Origin of the sequence: Mesorhizobium sp. M1348 (assembly GCF_040317925.1) — a bacterium.
Lineage (GTDB): Bacteria > Pseudomonadota > Alphaproteobacteria > Rhizobiales > Rhizobiaceae > Mesorhizobium.
In genome coordinates this window covers 198,185-221,244 of sequence record NZ_JAMYLH010000008.1, presented here as the reverse complement: position 1 = coordinate 221,244, position 23,060 = coordinate 198,185, and the positions used below count along the sequence as shown (strand labels likewise).

The window sequence follows — 23,060 nt, the reverse complement described above, 5'->3', positions numbered from 1 at the left end:
CGGCCGCGCCCGGCATTTGTCGCATCCCGCCGATATTTTTCCCAAAGCTTACTCAGAGTCCGTCTAATGATGCAAGAAATGAAACTCACAGAGTTCAAGAACAAGAAGCCACCAGAGCTGATCGCTTATGCGGAATCGCTCGAGGTCGAGAACGCCAGCGTCATGCGCAAGCAGGAGCTGATGTTCGCGATCCTGAAGAGGCTGGCGACCCAGGATATCGAGATCATCGGCGACGGCGTCGTCGAAGTGCTGCAGGACGGTTTTGGTTTCCTGCGCTCTGCCAATGCCAACTATTTGCCAGGTCCCGACGACATCTATATTTCACCCTCGCAGATCCGGCGGTTCTCGCTGAAGACCGGCGATACGGTCGAAGGCCCGATCCGCAGCCCGAAAGAGGGCGAGCGCTATTTCGCGCTGCTCAAGGTCAACACGATCAATTTCGACGACCCGGAAAAAATCCGCCACAAGATCCATTTCGACAATCTGACGCCGCTTTATCCGACCTCGCGGCTGAAGATGGAAATGGAGGTTCCGACCTCCAAGGACATTTCGGCGCGCGTCATCGACCTGGTGGCGCCGCTCGGCAAGGGCCAGCGCGCGCTGATCGTGGCGCAGCCGCGCACCGGCAAGACGGTGCTGCTGCAGAACATCGCCCATTCGATTACCACCAACCATCCGGAATGCTACCTGATCGTGCTTCTGATCGACGAGCGGCCGGAGGAAGTCACCGACATGCAGCGCTCGGTGAAGGGCGAGGTTGTCTCCTCGACCTTCGACGAGCCGGCGGTGCGCCACGTCCAGGTTGCCGAAATGGTCATCGAAAAAGCCAAGCGCCTGGTCGAGCACGGCCGCGACGTCGTCATCCTGCTGGATTCGATCACCCGCCTAGGCCGCGCCTACAACACCGTCGTGCCGTCATCCGGCAAGGTGCTGACCGGTGGTGTCGACGCCAACGCGCTGCAGCGGCCGAAGCGCTTCTTCGGTGCTGCCCGCAATATCGAGGAAGGCGGTTCACTGACCATCATCGCCACGGCGCTAATCGATACCGGCAGCCGCATGGACGAGGTCATCTTCGAAGAGTTCAAAGGCACCGGCAATTCGGAAATCGTGCTCGACCGCAAGGTGGCGGACAAGCGCATCTATCCGGCCATGGACATCCTCAAGTCCGGCACCCGCAAGGAAGACCTGCTGGTTCCGCGCCAGGACCTGCAGAAGATCTTCGTGCTGCGCCGCATCCTGGCGCCTATGGGAACGACCGACGCCATCGAGTTCCTCATCGACAAGCTCAAGCAGACCAAGACCAACGCGGATTTCTTCGATTCGATGAATACGTAAGGTTGCGGGCTGGCCGTTGCCTTCGTCATCCTCGGGCTTGACCCGAGGATCCATGCCGTGAGGTCTACCGGAGAAAGCAGCGGGGCAGAATCTGCGCCGTTGGAGCGCGCGAAAGTCACGGCATGGATCCTATGGTCTGCGCTGCGTCGCTTCGCTCCTTGCTTCGCCATAGGATGACGAATTCTATCTTCGCCGCAATAACCCTTCCAGCTCTTCAGCTTCCATTATCACCGGCAGGCAAACCTGCCCGGTGCACAGCCAGGCGCCGGGCTCGGCCGTTGGCGGCAGGACGCCACCTGGCAAGGCCGGCAGATTTGTCGCCGAGCCAACAGGCACGACGATGTCCACCCGACGGGGGTCTGGATTTCGATTCGCAACCGGAACAAGCCTTGGATTCTCCGGTCTATCCACGATCACCAGTTTCAGCGGCTCCAGCGCCAGGGCACAGGCATTGACTATTCCCGCCTGGCCGTAGCCCTGGTGCTCCGCCCGCCCGCCCGCGTGCTCTGCGACTGTCCAGGCTTTCTCCCAGAGTTCGAGATCGCCCGAAAGCGACGACAATCGGACCAGGGCTTCGATGATCTGGCCGGTAGCGGAAGGAATGGCTTCGTCGACATCGCCGCGGATGCGGATCGGCACATCCCCGCTGTCGGACGCGGTCAGATAGTAGCCGGTCTTGTCGCTGTCGCGGTGCCAGAGATCGAGTTGCTCAATGAATTTCCTGCCTTGGGCGATGTAATCCGGACTGCCTGTCGCCTCGAACAGCGAGAAGGCGGCATTGGCCATGGCGGCATAGTCGCTCGATAGAGCCGGGAACAGCCTCTTTGCGCCGAGCATCGAATGCGGCAGGCGATTATCACGTCCGGCGCCCGCAATTGCGGCAAAGGCCGCTGCCGCCACTTCGATCCAGTCGGATCGGCCAAGCGACCGCCCGGCCTCGGCAAGGACTGCGATCATCAAGCCGTTCCAGTCGGTCAGGGCCTTGCCGTCACGCCCGGGCCGAACGCGCTGTTCCCTTGCCGCCAGCAGCCTTTGCTTGAGCGGAACCAGAAGGGCACGATCGACGACGCTTTGCGCCTGTTGAGCATCAGTCTGGCAAATGATCGGCTTGCCCTCCCAGCCATGCGGACCGGCAAGCGTGAAGTATTTGAAAAACAAGGCTGAATCGTCGCGGAGGGCGGCTTCGAGCTCATCCCTGCTCCAGGTGTAGAACAACCCCTCCTCGCCCTCGCTATCGGCATCGAGGCTGGCGGCAAAAGCGCCGCCCTCGACCCGCATTTCGCGCAACAGCCAGGCAATCGTCTCTTCGATTCGCAGCCGGAACAATTCCTTGCCGGTTGACGCATAGGCCCAATTGCACAAGCGGATGAGCTGGGCATTGTCGTAGAGCATTTTTTCGAAATGCGGCACCAGCCATTCGGCGTCGGTCGAGTAGCGGCTGAGACCGCCGCCAATATGGTCGTAGATGCCGCCGGCCAGCATCTTTTCGAGGCTGAGGAGAACGGCGTCGCGGTGGGAAGCTGCGCCGTCGCGCAGCCAGGACAGCCAGAGGCTCTGCATGAACGGCGCGTTGGGGAATTTCGGCGCGCCGCGCAGGCCGCCCAAATCGCGGTCGATCATGCCGTCAATGCCGTTGGCGAGCTTTGCCAGCATGCCGCGGTCGAGCACGGCCTTGCCATGGCTGCCCGCCAGCCGCGTCTCGACATGCGTAGTCAAACCGTCGGCACTTTGGTTAAGGCTTTCTTTCTTCTCCCGCCAAGCCTTGTCTACCGCCTCCAGCACCTGGACGAAGCCCGGCCGGCCGTAGCGGGCCTCGCGCGGAAAGTAAGTGCCGCCCCAGAACGGCTTGCCGTCCGGGGTCAGGAACATGGTCAGCGGCCAGCCGCCCTGCTCGCCCATCGAGGACAGCGCCGCCATGTAGATCTGGTCGATGTCGGGGCGCTCCTCGCGGTCGACCTTGATATTGACGAAGAGACGGTTCATGACGGCGGCGACGTCGTCGTTCTCGAAGCTCTCATGCGCCATGACGTGGCACCAGTGGCAGGCGGCGTAGCCGACAGAGAGCAGGATCGGACGCTGCAGCGCCTTTGCTTCGGCCAAAGCGGCGGGCGACCATGGCCGCCAGTGCACCGGATTGCCGCTGTGCTGCTGCAGATAGGGGCTGGCCTCTTCGGCGAGCAGGTTTTGTGCAGGCAATGTCAACGGCGCTACTCGATGGCGGATTGAACAGGCATAGCTAGGGCGCTTCGGCAGAGCGGGCAAATGATTTCAAAAGACTCCATCGTGGCGCTGTCGAGCGGGCGCCTGCCGGCCGGCATTGCAGTGATCCGGATTTCAGGATCGCAGAGTCGATTCGCTATCGAAACGATTGCCGGATCGACGGTGCCGAACCGCGTTGCCACCTATCGCAAGCTCCGGGCGCCCGACGGATCGGTGCTGGACAGCGGCCTGGTCGTCTTCTTTGCCGGTCCCGACAGTTTTACCGGCGAGGACGTTGCAGAGTTCCATGTGCATGGCGGGCGCGCCGTCGTGGCGAGGATGCTGGAAACCATCGCCTCCTTCGATGGCGTCAGGCATGCCGAGCCTGGCGAATTCACCCGCCGCGCCTTTCTCAACGGCAAGCTCGACCTGGTCGAGACCGAGGCGCTGGCCGATCTCATCAACGCCGAGACAGAGGCGCAGCGGCGCTTTGCCGTGCACAACGCCGAAGGCGTGCAGAGCGACCTCTATCTGGGCTGGCGCCGACGGCTGATCCACGCCCGCGCGATGATCGAGGCCGAGATCGACTTTGCCGACGAGGATGACGTGCCGGGCTCGGTCGCCGATACGGTCTGGTCGGATGTCCGGGCGATGATCGAGGAAATAGAGCGCCATGTCGCCGGCTTCCGCGCAGCCGAAATCATTCGCGACGGGTTCGAAGTCGTGATCCTCGGCGCGCCGAATGCCGGCAAATCCAGCCTGTTCAACGCCTTGGCGCGGCGCGAAGCGGCGATCGTGACCGACGAGCCGGGCACGACCCGCGACCTGCTCGAGGTGGTACTGGACCTTGAAGGGATGCGGGTCAGGGTAACCGACACCGCCGGTCTGCGCGAAGCGCCAGGCTTGATCGAGGCGATCGGCATCGAGAAGGCCAGGACCAAGGCGCACAGTGCGGATCTGCTGTTGCTGCTGGAGGATCTGGCGGAGCCAGTCGCGATCGGTGTGCTGCCGGGCGACATGCCGGCGCTGAGGGTCGGAACAAAAATTGACCTGTTTGGGACCAAATCGCCCTCGCCCTCGGCGCACTATGATTTCGCTATCTCGACGCGGGACGGCACGGGTTTGGCCGAACTGCTGGACGAGATCGGGCGTCGTGCCGCAGCGCAGATCGGCAAGGCCGGCGATATCCTGCCGTCTCGGCTGCGGCACGTCGAGCTGCTCAATGAGACGAAACGGTTCCTGGTTGCGGCTGTCACGGGGGGCGAGCGCGGGCAGGAGCTGCGGGCCGAGGAACTGCGCCTGGCGGCGGATCGGCTCGGACGAATCGTTGGGGCGGTCGATGTGGAGGATATGCTCGATGTGATTTTTTCGCAGTTCTGTATTGGGAAATGACTCACGTGAAACATTGGGGAAGGAGCACACAGCGATGGAGACGGAACGCTGGCGCTGTCCCCTCCAACGTCTGCTAGGTTCCTCGCGCTGCAGATCGCAGGGACTGTGGTCCGCTTCGCTTCGGTGAAGTAAAGCTGGCAACCAACGCGGACATTCTTCTAATCTAAAGTGTCGGACAAAATCAGATCCTCTGGCGAAGGAACCGGGGCCGTGATTCACGTGAAACAACTCCCAACCCACGCAGATGGGATTGTTTCACGTGAAACGAACAGTCCCCTGTCCTTGACAGCGCGTGCCTCCGGGGACATGTGTCGGTCCACTTGAATTCGGGATTCTGAAATGACCAATCACTATGATGTGGTTGTGGTGGGCGGCGGCCATGCTGGGTGCGAGGCGGCCAGTGCTGCCGCGCGGGCTGGCGCCAGAACGGCGCTGGTGACGCTGCGCTTCGACACGATCGGTGTGATGTCCTGCAATCCGGCGATTGGCGGCCTCGGCAAGGGCCATCTTGTTCGCGAGATCGATGCCATGGACGGGCTGATGGGGCGCGTCGCCGATGCGGCCGGCATCCAGTTCCGGCTGCTCAACCGCCGCAAAGGGCCGGCGGTGCGTGGTCCCCGCACGCAAGCCGACAGAAAGCTCTATCGGCTCGCCATGCAAGCGGCGATTCGCCAACAGACCGGTCTCGAGGTTGTCGAAGGCGAGGTGCTGGATTTCGAAATCTATGACGGGGAAATCGACGATGGGCGCATCGCGGCGGTGCTGTTGGCGGACGGAAGCCGGCTCGCCTGCGGCGCTGTGGTGCTGACGACCGGCACTTTTTTGCGCGGGCTGATCCATATCGGCGAAAAGAAGATCGTCGCCGGCCGCATGAACGAGCAGGCGAGCATCGGTCTGTCGGCGACGATGAGCCGCGCCGGCTTCAAGCTCGGGCGGCTGAAGACCGGCACGCCGCCGCGGCTGGACGGCAGGACGATCGATTGGGCGTCACTGGAGAGCCAGGCGGCGGACGAAGACCCCGTGCCGTTCTCGCTGCTCACCGAGCGCATTCAAAACCCCCAGATCCATTGCGGCATTACCCGAACGACCAATGCCACGCATGAGCTGATTCGCGCCAATCTCGGCCGCTCGGCCATGTATTCGGGGTCAATCGAAGGCGTCGGGCCGCGTTATTGCCCGTCGATCGAAGACAAGATCGTCAAGTTCGGCGACCGCGAGGGCCACCAGATTTTTCTGGAGCCGGAAGGGCTGGACGACGACACGGTCTACCCGAACGGCATCTCGACCTCGCTGCCGGAAGATGTGCAACTGGACATCCTGAAGACCATTCCGGGGCTGGAGCGGGCAACCATGCTGCAGCCGGGCTATGCCATCGAATATGACCATGTCGACCCGCGCGAGCTCAAGCCAACGTTGGAAACCAGGCGGATAGGCGGGCTTTTCCTCGCCGGCCAGATCAACGGCACAACCGGCTATGAGGAGGCCGGCGCGCAAGGGTTGCTTGCCGGCTTGAATGCAGCGCGCAAGGCGTCGGCGAGCGATGAAATCGTGCTGAGCCGCACCGAAGCCTATATCGGCGTGATGGTCGACGATTTGACCAGCCGCGGCATCGCCGAACCGTACCGCATGTTCACCTCGCGGGCCGAGTTCCGGCTGTCGTTGCGGGCCGACAATGCCGATGAGCGGCTGACGCCGCTGGCGATGAGACTGGGGATCGCCTCGCCCGAGCGAATGCAGCGGTTCAGCAATGTCATGCAAGACCTTGAGAAAGTGCGACAGCTCGCCCTCGGCATCACGATGACCCCCAATGAGGCGGCGCGCCATGGGCTCGAGATCAATCGGGACGGCGTCCGTCGCTCGGCATATGAGTTGCTGGCCCATCCCGGTGTCGATATCGCCTGGCTGGCCCGCATCGAACCAGCGTTCGCGGCGATCGACGTCAAAACGGCCGAACGTCTTGAAACGGAAGCCAAATATTCTGTCTATCTCGACCGCCAGCAGGCCGACGTAGCGCAGATCAGGCATGAGGAGAGCCGGCTTATTCCCGAGTCGCTCGACTTTGCTTCTGTTCCCGGCCTGTCGAACGAGTTGAAGCAGAAGATGCTGGCACGCCAGCCTCGCTCCATTGCCGACGCGCAACGCATGGAAGGCATGACGCCGGCGGCGCTGGCGATTATTGTCGCGCATGTGCGCAATGCCGAGGCGGCCGCGCGAAAGCAGGTCGCGTGAGCGCTGCGTCCTGGGCAAACCTGCAAGCGGCAGCGGGCCCGGTTTCACGTGAAACATTCGATCGTCTGGTCGAGTTCGAGGCCGTCTTCCAGAAATGGAATCGCCGGATCAATCTGGCCGCGCAATCGACGCAGGACGATGTCTGGGGCCGCCACATCCTCGACAGCGCGCAGCTGGCGCGAATCAAACCAGAGGCGAAGCGCTGGGTCGATCTCGGCTCCGGCGGCGGGTTTCCCGGCCTCGTGCTGGCCTTTCTGCTGGTCGAGCGGGAAGGCGCCGGCATCGACCTGGTTGAAAGCAACCGCAAAAAAGCATCGTTCCAGCAAGCGGTCGTCGGCCAGTTCAGCCTGCCCGCCAAGGTCATCGCGCGACGCATAGACGACAGCTATCGTCTTGTTCCTGCACCGCAAATCGTCACGGCCAGGGCGCTTGCTTCGCTGCCGGCCTTGCTCGACCTGGCTGCCCCATGGCTGACGAAGGGCGCACGCGGCCTGTTTCACAAAGGCCGGGATTACCGCGCCGAAGTGGCAGAAAGCGCTCAACGATGGTCTTTCGATCTGGTAGAACATGCCAGTGCAACCGACGCGCAGGGCGTCATTCTCGAAGTATCCGACTTGCGACAGCTCCCTGGCTTGTGACCGGCGACCCAAATGAATTTCTGGCATAGACCCATGATGAAGAACGGCCCCCGAATCATCACCGTCGCCAACCAGAAGGGCGGCGTCGGCAAGACGACAACCGCCATCAATCTGGCCACCGCGCTGGCAGCCATAGGCGAACAGGTGCTGATCGTCGATCTCGACCCGCAGGGCAATGCCAGCACCGGGCTTGGCATCGACCGGCGCGACCGCACCGTATCCTCCTATGATGTGCTGACCGGCGAGCTCGATCTCGAAGCAGCCGCGATCCCGACGGCGGTGCCAGGCCTGTCGATCGTGCCGTCGACGCTCGACCTGCTCGGCATCGAGATGGAAATCGCCTCGGCGCCGGATCGGGTTCTGCGGCTGCGCAACGCGCTACGGGCTTCGGCCGAGCGCTCGGCCAAATTCGGCTATGTGCTGATCGACTGCCCGCCCTCGCTCAACCTGTTGACACTGAATTCGATGGCTGCGGCCGATTCGGTGCTGGTGCCGCTGCAGTGCGAGTTTTTCGCGCTGGAGGGCCTGAGCCAGCTTTTGGAGACGGTCGAGCAGGTGCGCCGTTCGATCAACCCCGACCTGACGATCCAGGGCATCGTGCTGACCATGTTCGACGGGCGCAACAATCTCGCCAACCAGGTGGTGCAGGATGTCCGGGCGCATATGGGCGACAAGGTCTACCAGACCGTCATCCCGCGCAATGTCCGTGTTTCCGAGGCGCCGTCCTATGGCAAGCCGGCGATTCTCTACGACCTCAAATGCTCGGGCAGCCAGGCCTATCTGCAGCTTGCTTCGGAAGTGATCCGTCGCGAGCGCAAATTGCGGGCCGCCTGAACGATAAGCCGAATTCGATACCGAAACGATCTGGACGGACGATGAACGAAGACCCTTCGAGAAAAAGATTGGGACGGGGACTGGCGGCGCTGATCGGCGAAATCGATCGCCCGGCGGCTCCGGAAAAGCCCGGGCTGACGGCCGACGGCAAGGTGCCGATCGAGTTCCTCAGCCCCAACCCGAAGAACCCGCGCCGGCATTTTGGCGACGCCGACCTGACCGACCTCGCCCAGTCGATCCGCGAGCATGGCGTGGTGCAGCCGGTGGTGGCGCGGCCGTCGAAAACCCAAACAGGCCGCTACGAGATCATCGCCGGCGAGCGTCGCTGGCGTGCGGCGCAACGCGCCGGGCTGACCGAAATCCCGATCATCGTACGCGACGTCAACGATCGCACGGCGCTAGAGCTTGCGATCATCGAAAACGTCCAGCGCACCGACCTCAACCCGGTCGAGGAAGCATTGGGCTACCAGCAGCTGATCGACGACCACGGCTATACGCAGGCCGATCTCGGCCAGGTGATCGGCAAGAGCCGCAGCCATGTCGCCAATACACTGAGACTGCTCAAGCTGCCCGACGTCATTCGCGACATGCTGGTCGACGGCGCGCTCTCGGCCGGCCATGCCCGCACCCTGGTGACGGCCGACGACCCGGCCGGGCTTGCCAAGCGGATCATCGACGAGGGGCTTTCGGTGCGCCAGGCCGAAGCTTTGGCGCAGATGCCGGTCGGCGCGCCGACGGCAAAGCGCCAGCCTGCGCCCCCGCCGCAAAAGGATGCCGACACGCTGGCGCTGGAAAAGCTGATGACCAATACTATCGGCATGATCGTCACGATCGAGCACAACCAGCGCGGCGGCGTGATCAGCGTCGCCTATCGGACGCTGGAGCAGCTCGACGAGCTTTGCCGAAGGCTGAAGCGGGAGTAGGGTTGCCAAAACGTCGAGGTCTTTAGCCGGCAAGTAACGTTTTTTCTAAGGCGCCGGTCATTGGCGAAATCGTCGAAGTAATTAATCTCCCCCCTTGAGGGGGAGATGGCCGGCAGGCCAGAAGGGGTCGTCTCACATCAAGCGCCCACGTCGTCTGTCGTCGCGGAAGGGGCTGGTGTTCCACGCGCTGCGACCCCCTCTGTCGCCTTCGGCGACATCTCCCCCTCAAGGGGGGAGATCAGGTGCGCTGCGCCAGCCTTGCGCTCTCCACGGCAATGCCGAGCAGCGCCTGGCGTGCCAGCGCGACCGACAGATCCGGCCGCCGGCGTGTCTGCAGGATCGCCGTCTGCAGACGGTTGAGTGCGCGGCCGAGCCCTTCGCTGCTCCACCGTTCGAGGGCTTTCTCCACCAGCTTGCGCCGCGAGAAAAAAACCGGCGGGCGCGCCGCGGCAACGACCGAAGCGGCATTGCGGCCGCCGGCGTCCATCTGGCCGCGCATGGCCTGGATCGCCTGCAACTGCCGCATCGCCGATGAAAGCACCAGGAAGGGCTGGCCGCCAGACTGGCAATGGCGGGTGAAGGCGCTGTCGAAGTCGGCGATCCTGCCTTCGAGCAGGGCGTCGACCGCCGCGTCGAAGGAGAGGCCGGAGACATCGCCAGACGTCGCCTTGACGTCATCGAGGCCGATTTCGGGCTGGCCATGCGCATAAAGCACCAGCTTTTCGATCTCGCCGCGCGAGGCCAGCCGGTCGCCGCCGAGATTGCGGCGCAGCGCCTGCCGCGCCTCCAGTGTCATCGACATGCCGGCCTTGCGCAATTCGTCGTCGATGACCGTATCGATATCCCTGGCTTCATCGGCATAGCAAGGCAATGCCATGGCATTGTCCGCCGCCTCCACCACGGCGCGCAGGCCGACGCCCTTCTTCAGGTCGCCGGCCTCGATGAGGATGATGGCATCCCGCGCGGGCTCCGACGTCAGCGCCTTGACGTCGTCAGCAAGCGCCTTCTGGGCGCCGGCATTGCGCACCCATAGCAGGCGCCGCTCCGAAAACATCGGCACGGTGCGGGCCTCGTCGAGCAGGCGGCCCTCGTCGCGTTCGACCTCCGAACCGTCCAGCCTGACCACCGAGAACGGATCGTCAAGCGGCAGGCCGGTCTTGCCGGCAAAGGCCTTTGCCCGCTCGGCAACCAGCCCGCGATCGGGACCGTAAAGCAACACGATCGAGACGCGCGGATCCGGCTTCGCGAGCCATGAATCGACCTCGTATGCTTTCTTCTGTGCCATTGGCGCTGATTAGCATGACGCGGGCGCGAGGTGAACCACGGGCGCCGGCCTGCTAGTTCTTGTTCTCGGGACTATCAGGCTTGAACGAGCTATCGGCATCACCGAGGCGTTCGTAGTCCGTCATTGCCGCGTCAAGCGATTTGTCTTTCTCGACTGACCACAAAGTCACTGAGGCCAGATAATTTGTGAAGGCGTTCTGCTCTCTTGCGAAAATGGCGGCCAAACGCGAGTCGTTTTGGAAAAAGCGATCGAGTTCCTGTTTGATTGCAACGTCATTCTTCGCCAGCGACCGTATAGCCCATACAGCCGATGCCACCGTCATCACACGCATCATATCTTTTGATGCCTGGCTCTTGGGACACCCATATTTCCGGCACGCAGCGACAATCATGATATTCTCGGGGCGACCTGGAGCCACCACACCCCCGAATTTCCCCATAACAAGGCCGATACGGATTGCGTCCGCCGCGATGCCGTCACGGCTGGTTCGAAGATTTTCCAGAATATGATCTATGTAGGACAAGTCTCCTGTCGCCATATAGGCGCCAAGCAGCAGATCATTGTCCAACGGGACAAAGAGAGGTGTCAACGTTTTCAAAGGGATGGCACCGGCGGATGCTGCATCATCCAGCTTTCGGCTCGACGCGAAACGCCGCGCTTCGTCCGTGAGACCAGCCTTGTGCAGAGCGGCCAGATAAAGGTCAGCCGCGCGATCGGAGGGCACGCCATCCAGCAGTTTTCGTCGCATCTCCGGCGAGCCGTCGAACAATGCAGCGAAAAAACCGGTTATCGTTCCGTTTTCAGCGCCGGACGGAGCTTGATCCAAGGTTGTGATGAGCCGGTCAATGCAGGCAGCATCCCTCGTGCGATGGTACGTGCCGATGCAATCGTCCGACTGAGCGAAAGTTGGTCGACCGGATCCAACCAGAAAAGCTACAATCGCCAAAGCGACGACGGCCCTCGATCTGCCTTGCATTCCCACCTCTCTCAAAACGATCCTGTCAGGATAGGGTCCTGGATGGTGGGCGCAACTTGAATCGCTGGAAGCGCGGGCTCGTCAAAGGCAAGCTCACCCCGGGACATATCGTCTGTTGCGGCAATCGTCGGCAAATTTCTGCTAAGTTGCGTGCTGCCGTCCAACATCGACAAGAAATTTCGCAGACATATCTTCATCTTGTGCGCGGGAGGCTGCATCGGCCGGGTCCGAAGGACCGAAGGCTTCCCCGACGAATTCGCACTGGTCTGGCGGCGTGGATGTGCAAATATCCTGGCCAGGCAACAGTGGAGGAACCGAGATCATGGCCGATGCCGGAATGTTGCGTTTCCATGTTCCGGAGCCGGAGGTGCGGCCGGGCGGAACGCCGGATTTTTCAGACGTGACCATCCCCAAGGCCGGCTCAGTGCCGCGTCCCGAGATCGACGTCGATCCGCGTACCATCCGCGATCTGGCGTTCTCGATCATTCGCGTGCTGAACCGCGCTGGCGAGGCCGTCGGGCCATGGGCCGGCCTGCTTTCCGATGAAGAGCTGCTGGAGGGGCTACGTCATATGGTGACGCTGCGCAGCTTCGATGCGCGCATGCAGATGGCGCAGCGCCAGGGCAAGACCTCTTTCTACATGCAGCATCTCGGCGAAGAGGCGGTGAGCTGCGCCTTCCGCAAGGCGCTGTCGCGGGGCGACATGAATTTTCCGACCTATCGGCAGGCCGGCCTGCTCATCGCCGACGGCTACCCGATGGTCACGATGATGAACCAGATCTATTCGAACGAGGCCGATCCGCTGAAAGGGCGGCAATTGCCGATCATGTATTCGTCGAAGGAGCACGGCTTCTTCTCGATCTCCGGCAATCTGGCGACGCAGTATATCCAGGCGGTCGGCTGGGCGATGGCCTCGGCAATCAGCAACGATTCAAAGATCGCCGCCGCCTGGATCGGCGACGGCTCGACCGCCGAGTCCGACTTCCATTCGGCGCTGGTCTTCGCCTCGACCTACAAGGCGCCGGTCGTGCTCAATGTCGTCAACAACCAGTGGGCGATTTCGACGTTCCAGGGCATCGCCCGCGGCGGCTCCGGCACGTTCGCCGCGCGCGGGCTCGGCTTCGGCATTCCGTCGCTGCGCGTCGACGGCAACGACTATCTCGCCGTCCACGCGGTGGCCAAATGGGCCGCGGAACGGGCGCGCAGCAATCTCGGGCCGACGCTGATCGAATACGTCACCTACCGCGTCGGCGCCCATTCGAGCTCCGACGACCCGTCCGCTTACCGGCCGAAGGCAGAGTCCGATGCCTGGCCGCTCGGCGACCCGATCGTCAGGCTGAAGAACCATCTCATCCAGCGCGGCGTCTGGTCGGATGAACGCCACGCCCAGGCCGAGGCGGAAATCCTCGACACGGTGATTTCGGCGCAGCGGGAGGCCGAGCGCCATGGCACGCTGCATGCCGGCGGCAAGCCCTCGGCCCGCGACATGTTCGAGGGCGTCTATGCCGAGATGCCGCCGCATCTCCGGCGCCAGCGCCAACAGGCCGGGGTCTGACCATGCCGCGGCGGACCATGATCGAGGCGATCCGCGACGCCATGGACGTGTCGATGGCGCGCGACGAACGCGTCATCGTGTTCGGCGAGGATGTCGGTTTCTTCGGCGGCGTTTTCCGCTGCACGCAAGGCCTGCAGGCGAAATACGGCAAGAGCCGCTGCTTCGATGCGCCGATCAGCGAATCCGGGATTGTCGGCGCGGCGATCGGCATGGCGGCCTACGGGCTGAAGCCTTGCGTCGAGGTGCAGTTTGCCGACTATGTTTATCCGGCCTATGACCAGATCGTCTCGGAAGCGGCGCGGCTGCGCTACCGGTCGAACGGTGATTTCACCTGCCCGATCGTCGTGAGAATGCCGACCGGCGGCGGTATCTTCGGCGGCCAGACCCACAGCCAGAGCCCGGAGGCGCTGTTCACCCACGTCTCTGGGCTGAAAGTCGTGGTTCCGTCCAATCCGCACGACGCCAAGGGCCTGCTGATCGCGGCGATCGAGGATCCCGACCCGGTGATCTTCCTGGAACCGAAGCGGCTCTACAACGGCCCCTTCGATGGTCATCACGAGCGGCCGGTAACGCCATGGTCGAAACATGAGCTCGGCGAAGTCGCCGATGGCCATTACACCGTGCCGCTCGGCAAGGCCGTGATCCGGCGGCCGGGCGCTGCGGTCACCGTGCTTGCCTATGGCACGATGGTCTATGTCGCCCAGGCGGCCGCCGAGGAGACCGGCATCGATGCCGAGATCATCGATCTGAGGACGCTGCTGCCGCTGGATCTCGAGACGATCGTCGCCTCGGTCAACAAGACCGGGCGCTGTGTGATCGTGCATGAGGCGACGCTGACATCCGGCTTCGGCGCCGAACTTTCGGCGCTGGTGCAGGAGAACTGCTTCTACCATCTGGAAGCGCCGGTGGCGCGGGTCACCGGCTGGGACACGCCCTATCCGCATGCGCAGGAGTGGGACTATTTTCCCGGTCCGGCCCGGCTAGGCCGCGCGCTCGTCGAAACGATGGAAGCCTAAGGGGGAAGACGATGGGCGAATATGTCATCAAGCTGCCCGATGTCGGCGAAGGCGTCGCCGAGGCCGAGCTCGTCGAATGGCAGGTCAAGGTCGGCGATCTCGTGCGCGAGGATGCCGTGCTTGCCGCTGTCATGACCGACAAGGCGACGGTCGAGATTCCTTCGCCCGTCGATGGCGAAATCGTCTGGTTGGGCGCCGAGATCGGCGACACGGTGGCGATCGGCTCACCGATTGTCAGGTTGAAGGTGGCGGGCGAGGGTAACGTCAAGCCGCCACGGGACGTTGAGGCGGGCGCCAAGCGTACCCCCACCCCTGACCCCACCCCACAAGGGGGAGGGGGACGCGTCACGGCCGCCAAAGCCGATGCCCCGCGCCCCTCGCTCTCGCCTGAGCTTGCTCCAAGAAACGGGAACGCAGGTGTGGCGCGGACAGAATCCCCCTCCCCCTTGTGGGGAGGGGTTAGGGGTGGGGGTACTGCGACGTCCGGAGCGGCGCGCCCAGAGGGCGAAAAGCCACTGGCCTCGCCGGCCGTCCGCCTCAGGGCGAAAGAGGCCGGCATCGACCTTCGGCACGTCCCGGGAACCGGCCCGGCCGGCCGTATCCAGCACGAGGACATCGACGCGTTCCTGGCACGCGGACCGCAGCTCGCGAAGGCCCTTGGCCTCGCCCGCAACGAGGCGGTCGAGGACATCAAGATAGTCGGGCTCAGGCGAAAGATCGCCGAAAAGATGACGCTGGCCAAGTCGCGCATCCCGCACATCACCTATGTCGAGGAGATCGACGTCACCGCGCTCGAGGATTTGCGCGCCGCGCTCAACAAGGAGAAGCGGCCGGGCGGGGACAGGCCGAAGCTGACGCTGCTGCCGTTCCTGATGCGGGCGATGGTCAAGGCAATCGCCGACCAGCCCAATGTCAACGCGCTGTTCGACGACGAAGCCGGCATCGTCCACCAGCATGGCGGCGTCCATATCGGCATCGCCGCGCAGACGGCTTCGGGGCTGATGGTGCCGGTGGTCAAGCACGCCGAGGCGCGCGACATCTGGGATTGCGCAGCCGAGGTTGTCAGGCTGGCCGAAGCGGCAAAGTCCGGAACGGCGACGCGCGACGAGCTCTCGGGCTCGACCATCACCATCACCTCGCTCGGCGCCATGGGCGGCGTGGCGACGACACCCGTGATCAACCACCCGGAAGTGGCGATCGTCGGCGTCAACAAGATGATGGTGCGGCCGGTATGGGATGGCACCCAGTTCATCCCGCGCAAGATGATGAACCTGTCCTCCAGCTTCGACCACCGCGTCGTCGACGGCTGGGACGCGGCGGTGTTCATCCAGCGGATCAAGGCGTTGCTGGAGACGCCGGCGCTGATTTTTGTGGATTGAGGTAATGGGCAGCAGCGCAGAATGAGAACAGTAGCGATCCTTCCCACCCCCCTCTGCCCTACCGGGCATCTCCCCCGCAAGGGGGGAGATTGGCTGCCTTCCCGGCCTTCGCCAATCTCCAATGTCGCAGGAGTAAGCGGGGCGTCGAAGCTGCTGATCTCCCCCCTTGCGGGGGAGATGCCCGGCAGGGCAGAGGGGGGTGCTGTCCCTCCAGCTTGCCGAGGAGCTAGAGCGACATGATGAAGGAAATCTCCTGCAAGCTGCTCGTCATCGGCGCCGGTCCCGGCGGCTATGTCTGCGCCATCCGCGCCGGGCAACTTGGCATCGACACGGTGATTGTCGAGGCCGCCAAGCCCGGCGGCACTTGCCTCAATGTCGGCTGCATCCCGTCCAAGGCGCTGATCCATGCGGCCGAAGAGTTCGAGAAGCTCTCGCACATGGCCGGCGGCAAAAGTCCACTCGGCATAACGGTCGCAGCACCATCGCTTGATCTCGCCGCGACCATTGCCTGGAAAGATGGCATCGTTAGCCGGCTGAACAACGGTGTCGCCGGTCTGCTGAAGAAAGCGGGCGTGAAGACGGTGCATGGCTGGACGACATTTCGCGACGGCAAGACCGTTGCCGTCGAGACCGAGATCGGCATGCAGGTGATCCGCGCCGAAACGGTGGTGATCGCGACCGGCTCGGCGCCGGTCGAACTGCCATCGCTGCCATTCGGTGGGCCGGTGATTTCGTCGACCGAGGCGCTGGCGCTGAGCGAAGTTCCGGAGAGGCTGGCGGTGGTCGGCGGCGGCTATATCGGGCTGGAACTCGGCATCGCCTTTGCCAAGCTGGGCGCCAAGGTGACCGTGGTCGAGGCGTTGCCGCGCGTGCTGGCGCAATACGATGCGGAACTGACCCGGCCGGTGGTGAAGCGGCTGGCCGAACTCGGCATCGAGGTGCTCGTGAACGCCAAGGCCAAGGGGCTGTCCACTAAGCGCGACGCGCTGCTGGTCGAGACGAATGGCGGCAAGAACGGCAAGATTGCTGCCGACAAGGTCCTGGTCACGGTCGGTCGGAAGCCGGTGACCGAAGGCTGGGGGTTGGAGCAGATCGACCTCGACATGGCCGGACCCTTCATCCGCATCGATGACCAGTGCCGCAGCTCGATGCGTGGCATCTTTGCCATTGGCGACGTCACCGGCGAGCCGATGCTGGCGCACCGGGCGATGGCGCAGGGTGAAATGGTCGCCGAGATCGTCGCCGGCCACAAGCGCAGCTGGGACAGACGAGCGATCCCGGCTGTCTGCTTCACCGATCCGGAGCTGGTCACCGCAGGCCTGTCGCCGGAGGAGGCCAAGACCAGTGGCGAGATCAAGGTCGGACTGTTTCCCTTCACCGCCAATGGCCGGGCGATGACGAAGTTGGGCGAGGACGGATTCGTCCGGGTCGTTGCCCGCGCCGACAACCATCTGGTGCTCGGCATCCAGGCGGTCGGCCAGGGCGTGTCGGAACTGTCGACGGCGTTTGGGCTGGCGCTGGAGATGGGCGCGACGCTGGAGGACATTGCGGGCACCATCCATGCCCATCCGACACAGGGCGAGGGTTTTCAGGAGGCGGCGCTGAAGGCGCTGGGGCGGGCGGTGCACGTCTGAGGGCAGGTGATCTCCCCCCTTGAGGGGGAGATGGCCGGCAGGCCAGAGGGGGTCGGTTCGACTGGATGCGACGTCCCTTGCGACAGATGGAGGTTAGCGCTTTACGCGAGGCGACCCCCTCTGTCGCCTTCGGCGACATCTCCCCCTCAAGGGGAGATTACGCAGCTCACCCCGCAAGCCGGCTAACCATCTCGTGCTGCGCATAGGCGCGGCCGAATCGGTTGGCTAGAAACGCGTCGAGCGCGATGTCCTCCTGCTTGATGAAGCCCTTTGCCGGCAAGGTGCCGTCGGCGAGCATGTCGAGCACGGCGCAGATGGCGGACGCCGTGGTGATTTGGATGGCGCTGCGCACCGTTTCGCCGACACGCCTGGCGTAGATCTTGTTGGCGTAGGTTTCCTGCAGCAGACGGCCGTTCTTGCGGCCGCTGACGGTGACGAAGACGATGACCACGTCCTGCAGCGTCGCCGGCAGGGCGCTTTCGAAAATGTCCTTCAGCACGTCGCGGCGGTGGCGCAGGCCGAGATCGTTGAGCAGCGCCTTCATGATCGCGGCATGGCCGGGATAGCGGATGGTGCGGTAGTTCAGCGTCCGCACCTTGCCTTTCAGCGTTTCGGCCAGCGTGCCCAGCCCGCCCGAGGTGTTGAACGCCTCGTAGGTGACGCCGTCGAGCGAGAACTCCTCGCGCTCCTCGAGCGGCGGCACTTCGACCAGCTCGCCTTCGACGATCGCCTCGCAAGGCTCGCAATATTCGTTGATGACGCCGTCGGTGCTCCAGGTCAGGTTGTAGTTCAGCGCATTCGACGGGTATTGCGGCAGAGCGCCGACCCGCATGCGCACGCTTTCCAGCGTGTCGAAGCGGCTGGCGAGATCGTTGGCGACGATCGAGATGAAGCCCGGCGCCAGCCCGCATTGCGGGATGAAGGCGCTGCTGCCGGAACGCGCCAGCTCCTTGACCCGCCTGGTGCTGACGACGTCCTCGGTCAGATCGAGATAGTGCACCCCGGCGCTGGCCGCCGCCTCGGCGATGCGCGTCGTCAGATGGAAGGGCGCGGCGCTGAGCACGGCGAACTTGCCGGCCAAGGCCGCTTCGAGGGTGCCGGCGGCCTCGATGTCGAGTTCCAGCGTCTCGACCGTTTCAGGCAGTTCGGCCGCGCCAAGCTGCGCCGCCGAGCGGTCGACGAGCGTGACATGGTAGTTGCCCGTGGAAGCCAGCATCTCGGCAATGGTCGAGCCGATCTTGCCGGCGCCGACGACAATGATTTCCTTCATGACCGGTCCCTCGCACCAATGCTAAATTCACGGTTAGAATCGCAGCTTGCCTGTCGAAAGGAAGCGTAGGATTGTACTAAACGCAGTCTCTCTTTACACAATATGCCGACAAGGTTCGTCGAAATGCTCAGCGATGCCGACCAGGCGCTGCTTTCCCTGCTGCGCATCAATGCGCGCGCCTCGACCGCCGAACTGGCGCGGCGGCTCGGCGTCTCACGAACGACGGTGCAAAGCCGGATCGAGCGGCTGGAACAGCGCGGCATCATCGCCGGCTACGGCGTCAGGCTTTCGCCGGATTACGAACAGGGGCTGGTCAGGGCGCATGTCCTGCTCACCGTCACCCCCAAGCTTGCCGACAAGGTGGTGCGCAGCCTGCAGGCGCTGGCGCCGGTTCGCAGGCTGCACTCGGTCAGCGGCAATTTCGACATGATCGTCATCGTCGAGGCGCCGTCGATCAGGGATCTCGACACGCTTCTCGACCAGATCGGCGCCATGGACGGGGTCGAGCGCACGTCGTCGTCGATCATCCTGTCGACGCGGATCGACCGCTGAGCCGGCTGGTGTCGCGGGTCCAGACGCTGGCGGGACAGAGGGGGGCGCGAAGGATCACCAAGGGCGGTGATCGTTCTGGCGTTACCGCAGCAAAGCGATATAGGCTTTCAAAATGTGGATCGATGGCGTGCAACCGCCCCCTATCTCTCGCAGCATCGCGCGTTCATCCAAAGAACCTAGACAGGAGGCCTTCTTGCCCAAGCAGTGTTTTGGAAAATCCCATGTGCCGTTGTCTCCGGCGGTCAGGGCCGGCGATTTCGTCTATGTCTCAGGCCAGGTACCGGTCGGCAGCGACGGGCTGGTGGTCAAGGGCGGCATCGCCGAACAGACCGAGCAGGTGCTGTCGAACGTCAAGGGGGCACTGGCGCTGGCCGGCTGTACCCTCGACGACGTGGTCAAGACGACGGTCTGGCTGGAGGACGCGCGCGATTTCGGCATTTTCAACACCGTCTATGCCAGGCATTTCCCGAAAGACCCGCCGGCGCGCACGACAGTGGAGTCGCGGCTGATGATCGACATCAAGATCGAGGTCGAGGCCGTTGCCTACAGGCCGGCCTGACGGGCAAGCGGAGACAGGCGCGATGCAATTCGATCTGCTGATAAAAGGCGGCCGCCTCATCGATCCGGCGTCCGGCCTCGACGCGCAACGCGATCTGGCGATTGCCGACGGCCGTATCGCCGCGATCGACGCCGAAATCCCCTTCGAACGTGCCGCGCGCGTCATCGACGCCACGGGCTCCATCGTCGCGCCGGGCCTGATCGACCTGCACAGCCATGTCTATTGGGGCGGCACCTCGCTCGGCGTCGATGCCGACCAGCTCGCCGCAAAGAGCGGCACCACCACCTTCATCGATGCCGGAAGTGCCGGCGCCGGCAATTTCCTCGGCTTTCGCCGCCACGTCATCGAGCGCTCGAAGGTCCGCATCCTGGCCTATGTGAACATTTCCTTTGCCGGCATTTTCGGCTTCTCGCAGACCGTGGCGGTCGGCGAGTGTAGCGACCTCCGGCTCTGCGAACCGCGGGAAACGGTGGCGGCGGCGCGCGAGCACGCGGACGTGGTTGTCGGCGTCAAGGTTCGCTCGGGTCGCCACGCCGGTGGCACCAGCGGCATCGCGCCGGTCGATCTCGCGCTCGAGGCCGCCGACAAAGCCGGCCTGCCGCTGATGGCGCATATAGACGAGCCGCCGCCCGGCCGCTCGGAAGTGCTGCCGCGGCTGCGCAAGGGCGACATCCTCACCCACTGCTTCCGGCCGTTTCCCAACGCGCCGGTCTTCGCCTCGGGGGCGGTGCGGCCGGACATGCGGCTGGCGCGCGAGCGCGGCGTCATCTTCGATATCGGCCACGGCATGGGCTCGTTCGATTTCGAAGTGGCCAAAGCGATGCTGAGCGAAGGATTGGCGCCGGACGTGATCAGCAGTGACGTGCATCTCTATTGTGTCGATGGTCCCGCCTTCGACATTCTGGTCTGCATGTCGAAGCTGCTGGCGCTCGCCATGCCGCTGGTCGAAGTGCTGCGCGCCGCAACACAGCGGCCGGCCGAGGCGATCGCCAGGCCCGATCTCGGCAGGCTTGCGGTTGGTGCGGTCGGGGACATCGCGGTGCTGCGGCTGCGTCCGGGCCGCTTCACCTTTGTCGATTCGGTCGGCGCCACGCTGGTCGCCGAGCAAAGGTTGGTCTCGGACGGCATCGTGGTCGGCGGCAGCTGGTGGCCGAACGAGGCGGTGGACGATCTCGGCGAAACCGAGCGCTTCGAAGCGCATGCGCACGACACGCATGTCGATGTTGTGAGCCGGCATTTCGGGCGTGGGTGATCTCCCCCCTCGAGGGGGAGATGTCGCCGAAGGCGACAGAGGGGGTCGGTTCGACCGGGCTCGCCTTCCTGCAACGGATGGAGGTTGGCGCTCGACGCGCGGCGACCCCCTCTGGCCTGCCGGCCATCTCCCCCTCAAGGGGGGAGATCACAGCTTCGCCCCGGCGCTCCATAGACCGGCGTCGCAACGCCTTCCATGCGCGCCTTGATCTGCAGCGCCACGTACTTCGAATAGAAGCGGGACAGCGCCAGATTGCCGCCGTGGAACCACAGCGCTTGCTGCGCCGTCGTCTTCCACATGTTGCGCAATTCGCCTTGCCACGGACCCGGGTCGCCTTCCACGCCTGAGCCAATCCCCCAGCACGGCCCGACCTTGTCGGCGACTTCGCGCGAAACGATCGCCGCCACGGTTTCGTTCATCGAGAGATAGCCGGTGCAGGCGATGATTGCGTCGGCCGCCAGTTCGGTGCCGTCGTCGAAGAAGATGCCTGTCGGCGTCAGCGACTTGATCCCGACGCCGCTACGGATGCCGATCTCGCCGTCGATGATCAGATCGCAGGCGCCGACGTCGATGTAGAAGCCCGAGCCGGTGCGGTAGGCCTTCATCAGGAGCCCGGTCTCGTCGTCGCCGAAATCGATGGCGAAGCCGGCGCTGCGCAAGCGGTCGTAGAAGGCCGCGTCTCGCGCCTTGATGATGTCGTAAAGCGCCCGCTGGCCTTGCGGCAGTAGCGCGAACGGCGTCGAGGCGACGATCATGTCGGCCTTCTCAGTGGTGATGCCGCGGGCCAGCGCCTTTTCCGAAAAGATCTCGAAACCGATCTCCATCAGCGTGTCCGACTTGACCACCGTCGTCGGCGAGCGCTGGACCATGGTCACCTCGGCGCCGCTCTCCCAGAGGTCGACGCTGACGTCATGGCCGGAACTTGCCGCGCCGATGACGGCGACCTTTTTGCAGCGGAATTTCTCGCCGCTGGAATACTGGCTGGAATGCAGGATCTCGCCCTGGAAGACCTCGGCGCCCGGCAAGTCGATGCTCCTGGGCGGGCCATAAGCACCGGTTGCAAAGACGATGTGCTTCGGGTTCAGTGAGATGCGCTCGCCGGCGCGGTCGAGCTCGACCGTCCAGACCTTTTCGGTCTCGTCGTAGGAGGCGCTCACGCATGTCGTGGAGGTCCAGTAGTTGAGCTCCATGACGCGCGTATACATCTCCAGCCAGTCGCCCATCTTGTCCTTGGGCGTGAACACCGGCCAGTTCTCGGGAAACGGGATGTAGGGCAGGTGATCGTACCAGACCGGGTCGTGCAGCACGAGCGAGCGGTAGCGATTGCGCCAGGAATCGCCGGCCTGGGCGTTCTTCTCGATGACGATGGCCGGCACGCCCAATTGCCTGAGCCGCGCCCCCAGCATGATGCCGCCCTGGCCGCCGCCGATGACCAGGCAGTAGGGCTGCTGGCTGGCGCCGAGGTCACGTGCCTCGCGGCGCCTCGCCTCCAGCCAGGTTTCGCGTTCCGGATCCGCCTTGTGGCGGACGCCCAGTGGTCGCGCCGGGCCCTTGCGCTCCTCAAACCCCTTGAGATCGGTCATTGCCGTAAACAGCGTCCGGCATTTGCCGTCCCTGAGGCGCATGATGCCTTGCCCCCATGCCGATGACGTCTCGAAAGAAAACCAGGCCTCGATGGTGCCTTCGTCCGAAGTCGCTTCGCCGCTGAGCTGCCACTGAGTAGGCCTCGTGTTTGCCAGCGTCGCCTCAAGCATGTCGCGGATTGCCGCGCGGCCTTCCATCGTCTTGATGTTCCAGGTGAAGGTCAAAAGATCGCGCCAGTAGCAGTCCTCGACGAACAGGCTGGTTGCGGCCTCGACGTCGCCCGCTTCGAGCGCCCTGGCAAAGGAACCGAGCCAGCTGGTAGCCTGTTTCGATGGTGCGATGTCGAGCATCTGTCTTCCCTAACTTCCAGAGACGGTGGCGCTGCCCTCATTCTTAGCCTTTCCCGGTTCTTTGCGGGAGAGGGTGAGGGCAGCGCAAACAGTCCGGA

18 protein-coding genes are annotated in these 23,060 nt (G+C 63.9%); 13 read left to right on the top strand and 5 right to left on the bottom strand.

Going from position 1 to position 23,060, the window contains the following annotated elements:
• Positions 1 to 69 precede the first annotated feature (69 nt).
• Positions 70 to 1,335 (top strand): transcription termination factor Rho, encoded by a 1,266-nt coding sequence (gene rho / locus NKH13_RS16715; protein WP_023675925.1) that lies wholly within the window; start codon positions 70 to 72, stop codon positions 1,333 to 1,335.
• Positions 1,336 to 1,518: 183 nt separating this feature from the next.
• Here the strand turns inward: rho and NKH13_RS16710 are convergent, their stop codons facing one another.
• Positions 1,519 to 3,537, bottom strand: coding sequence for a thioredoxin domain-containing protein (locus tag NKH13_RS16710; protein ID WP_352913103.1), 2,019 nt, complete (start codon positions 3,535 to 3,537; stop codon positions 1,519 to 1,521).
• A 60-nt stretch (positions 3,538 to 3,597) separates the two neighbouring features.
• Between NKH13_RS16710 and mnmE the strand changes: the two genes are divergently transcribed.
• The 5 genes from mnmE (at position 3,598) to NKH13_RS16685 (ending at position 9,550) form a co-directional block, all read left to right on the top strand.
• Positions 3,598 to 4,926 (top strand): tRNA uridine-5-carboxymethylaminomethyl(34) synthesis GTPase MnmE, encoded by a 1,329-nt coding sequence (gene mnmE, locus NKH13_RS16705; protein WP_352913102.1) that lies wholly within the window; start codon positions 3,598 to 3,600, stop codon positions 4,924 to 4,926.
• 339 nt (positions 4,927 to 5,265) lie between these two features.
• Positions 5,266 to 7,155, top strand: a complete 1,890-nt coding sequence (mnmG, locus tag NKH13_RS16700; RefSeq protein ID WP_352913100.1) for a tRNA uridine-5-carboxymethylaminomethyl(34) synthesis enzyme MnmG — start codon at positions 5,266 to 5,268, stop codon at positions 7,153 to 7,155.
• Entirely contained in the window at positions 7,152 to 7,793 is a 642-nt protein-coding gene (gene rsmG, locus NKH13_RS16695) for a 16S rRNA (guanine(527)-N(7))-methyltransferase RsmG (RefSeq protein WP_352913098.1), read from the top strand. Before mnmG ends, rsmG begins: the two co-directional genes overlap by 4 nt.
• A 33-nt stretch (positions 7,794 to 7,826) precedes the next feature.
• Complete coding sequence (locus NKH13_RS16690; RefSeq protein ID WP_352913096.1) at positions 7,827 to 8,627, top strand: ParA family protein; 801 nt, start codon at positions 7,827 to 7,829, stop codon at positions 8,625 to 8,627.
• Positions 8,628 to 8,668: 41 nt separating this feature from the next.
• Positions 8,669 to 9,550: a ParB/RepB/Spo0J family partition protein gene (locus NKH13_RS16685; protein WP_352913094.1), complete on the top strand. Its 882-nt coding sequence runs from the start codon at positions 8,669 to 8,671 to the stop codon at positions 9,548 to 9,550.
• Between the two features lie 238 nt (positions 9,551 to 9,788).
• Here the strand turns inward: NKH13_RS16685 and holA are convergent, their stop codons facing one another.
• Positions 9,789 to 10,835, bottom strand: coding sequence for a DNA polymerase III subunit delta (gene holA, locus NKH13_RS16680; protein WP_352913093.1), 1,047 nt, complete (start codon positions 10,833 to 10,835; stop codon positions 9,789 to 9,791).
• Positions 10,836 to 10,887: 52 nt separating this feature from the next.
• Positions 10,888 to 11,811 (bottom strand): hypothetical protein, encoded by a 924-nt coding sequence (locus NKH13_RS16675; protein WP_352913091.1) that lies wholly within the window; start codon positions 11,809 to 11,811, stop codon positions 10,888 to 10,890.
• A gap of 322 nt (positions 11,812 to 12,133) precedes the next feature.
• Between NKH13_RS16675 and NKH13_RS16670 the strand changes: the two genes are divergently transcribed.
• The 4 genes from NKH13_RS16670 to lpdA all read left to right on the top strand — a co-directional run bounded on the left by NKH13_RS16670 (position 12,134) and on the right by lpdA (position 17,395).
• Complete coding sequence (locus tag NKH13_RS16670; RefSeq protein WP_352466549.1) at positions 12,134 to 13,366, top strand: 3-methyl-2-oxobutanoate dehydrogenase (2-methylpropanoyl-transferring) subunit alpha; 1,233 nt, start codon at positions 12,134 to 12,136, stop codon at positions 13,364 to 13,366.
• 2 nt (positions 13,367 to 13,368) lie between these two features.
• A complete protein-coding gene (locus tag NKH13_RS16665; RefSeq protein ID WP_292665092.1) occupies positions 13,369 to 14,382 on the top strand; it encodes an alpha-ketoacid dehydrogenase subunit beta in 1,014 nt (337 codons plus the stop codon).
• Between the two features lie 11 nt (positions 14,383 to 14,393).
• Positions 14,394 to 15,761: a dihydrolipoamide acetyltransferase family protein gene (locus NKH13_RS16660; RefSeq protein WP_352913089.1), complete on the top strand. Its 1,368-nt coding sequence runs from the start codon at positions 14,394 to 14,396 to the stop codon at positions 15,759 to 15,761.
• Between the two features lie 239 nt (positions 15,762 to 16,000).
• The gene (lpdA, locus tag NKH13_RS16655) at positions 16,001 to 17,395 is read left to right on the top strand and encodes a dihydrolipoyl dehydrogenase (protein ID WP_352913186.1); all 1,395 of its coding nucleotides are present in this window, start codon (positions 16,001 to 16,003) and stop codon (positions 17,393 to 17,395) included.
• A gap of 166 nt (positions 17,396 to 17,561) precedes the next feature.
• Here lpdA and NKH13_RS16650 read toward each other — a convergent pair whose 3' ends face one another.
• Positions 17,562 to 18,665 carry a saccharopine dehydrogenase family protein gene (locus tag NKH13_RS16650; RefSeq protein ID WP_352913088.1) on the bottom strand — a complete coding sequence of 368 codons (1,104 nt, stop codon included), beginning with the start codon at positions 18,663 to 18,665 and terminating at the stop codon, positions 17,562 to 17,564.
• Between the two features lie 123 nt (positions 18,666 to 18,788).
• On the opposite strand from NKH13_RS16650, the gene NKH13_RS16645 reads away from it, so the two are divergent.
• The 3 genes from NKH13_RS16645 (at position 18,789) to NKH13_RS16635 (ending at position 21,028) form a co-directional block, all read left to right on the top strand.
• Positions 18,789 to 19,217 (top strand): Lrp/AsnC family transcriptional regulator, encoded by a 429-nt coding sequence (locus tag NKH13_RS16645; protein ID WP_352913086.1) that lies wholly within the window; start codon positions 18,789 to 18,791, stop codon positions 19,215 to 19,217.
• 193 nt (positions 19,218 to 19,410) lie between these two features.
• Positions 19,411 to 19,776 (top strand): RidA family protein, encoded by a 366-nt coding sequence (locus NKH13_RS16640; protein ID WP_352466543.1) that lies wholly within the window; start codon positions 19,411 to 19,413, stop codon positions 19,774 to 19,776.
• Positions 19,777 to 19,798: 22 nt separating this feature from the next.
• A complete protein-coding gene (locus NKH13_RS16635) occupies positions 19,799 to 21,028 on the top strand; it encodes an amidohydrolase/deacetylase family metallohydrolase (RefSeq protein ID WP_352913084.1) in 1,230 nt (409 codons plus the stop codon).
• 134 nt (positions 21,029 to 21,162) lie between these two features.
• Here NKH13_RS16635 and NKH13_RS16630 read toward each other — a convergent pair whose 3' ends face one another.
• On the bottom strand, positions 21,163 to 22,962 hold the full coding sequence (locus NKH13_RS16630; protein WP_352913083.1) for an NAD(P)-binding domain-containing protein: 1,800 nt from the start codon (positions 22,960 to 22,962) through the stop codon (positions 21,163 to 21,165).
• Positions 22,963 to 23,060: the final 98 nt, after the last annotated feature.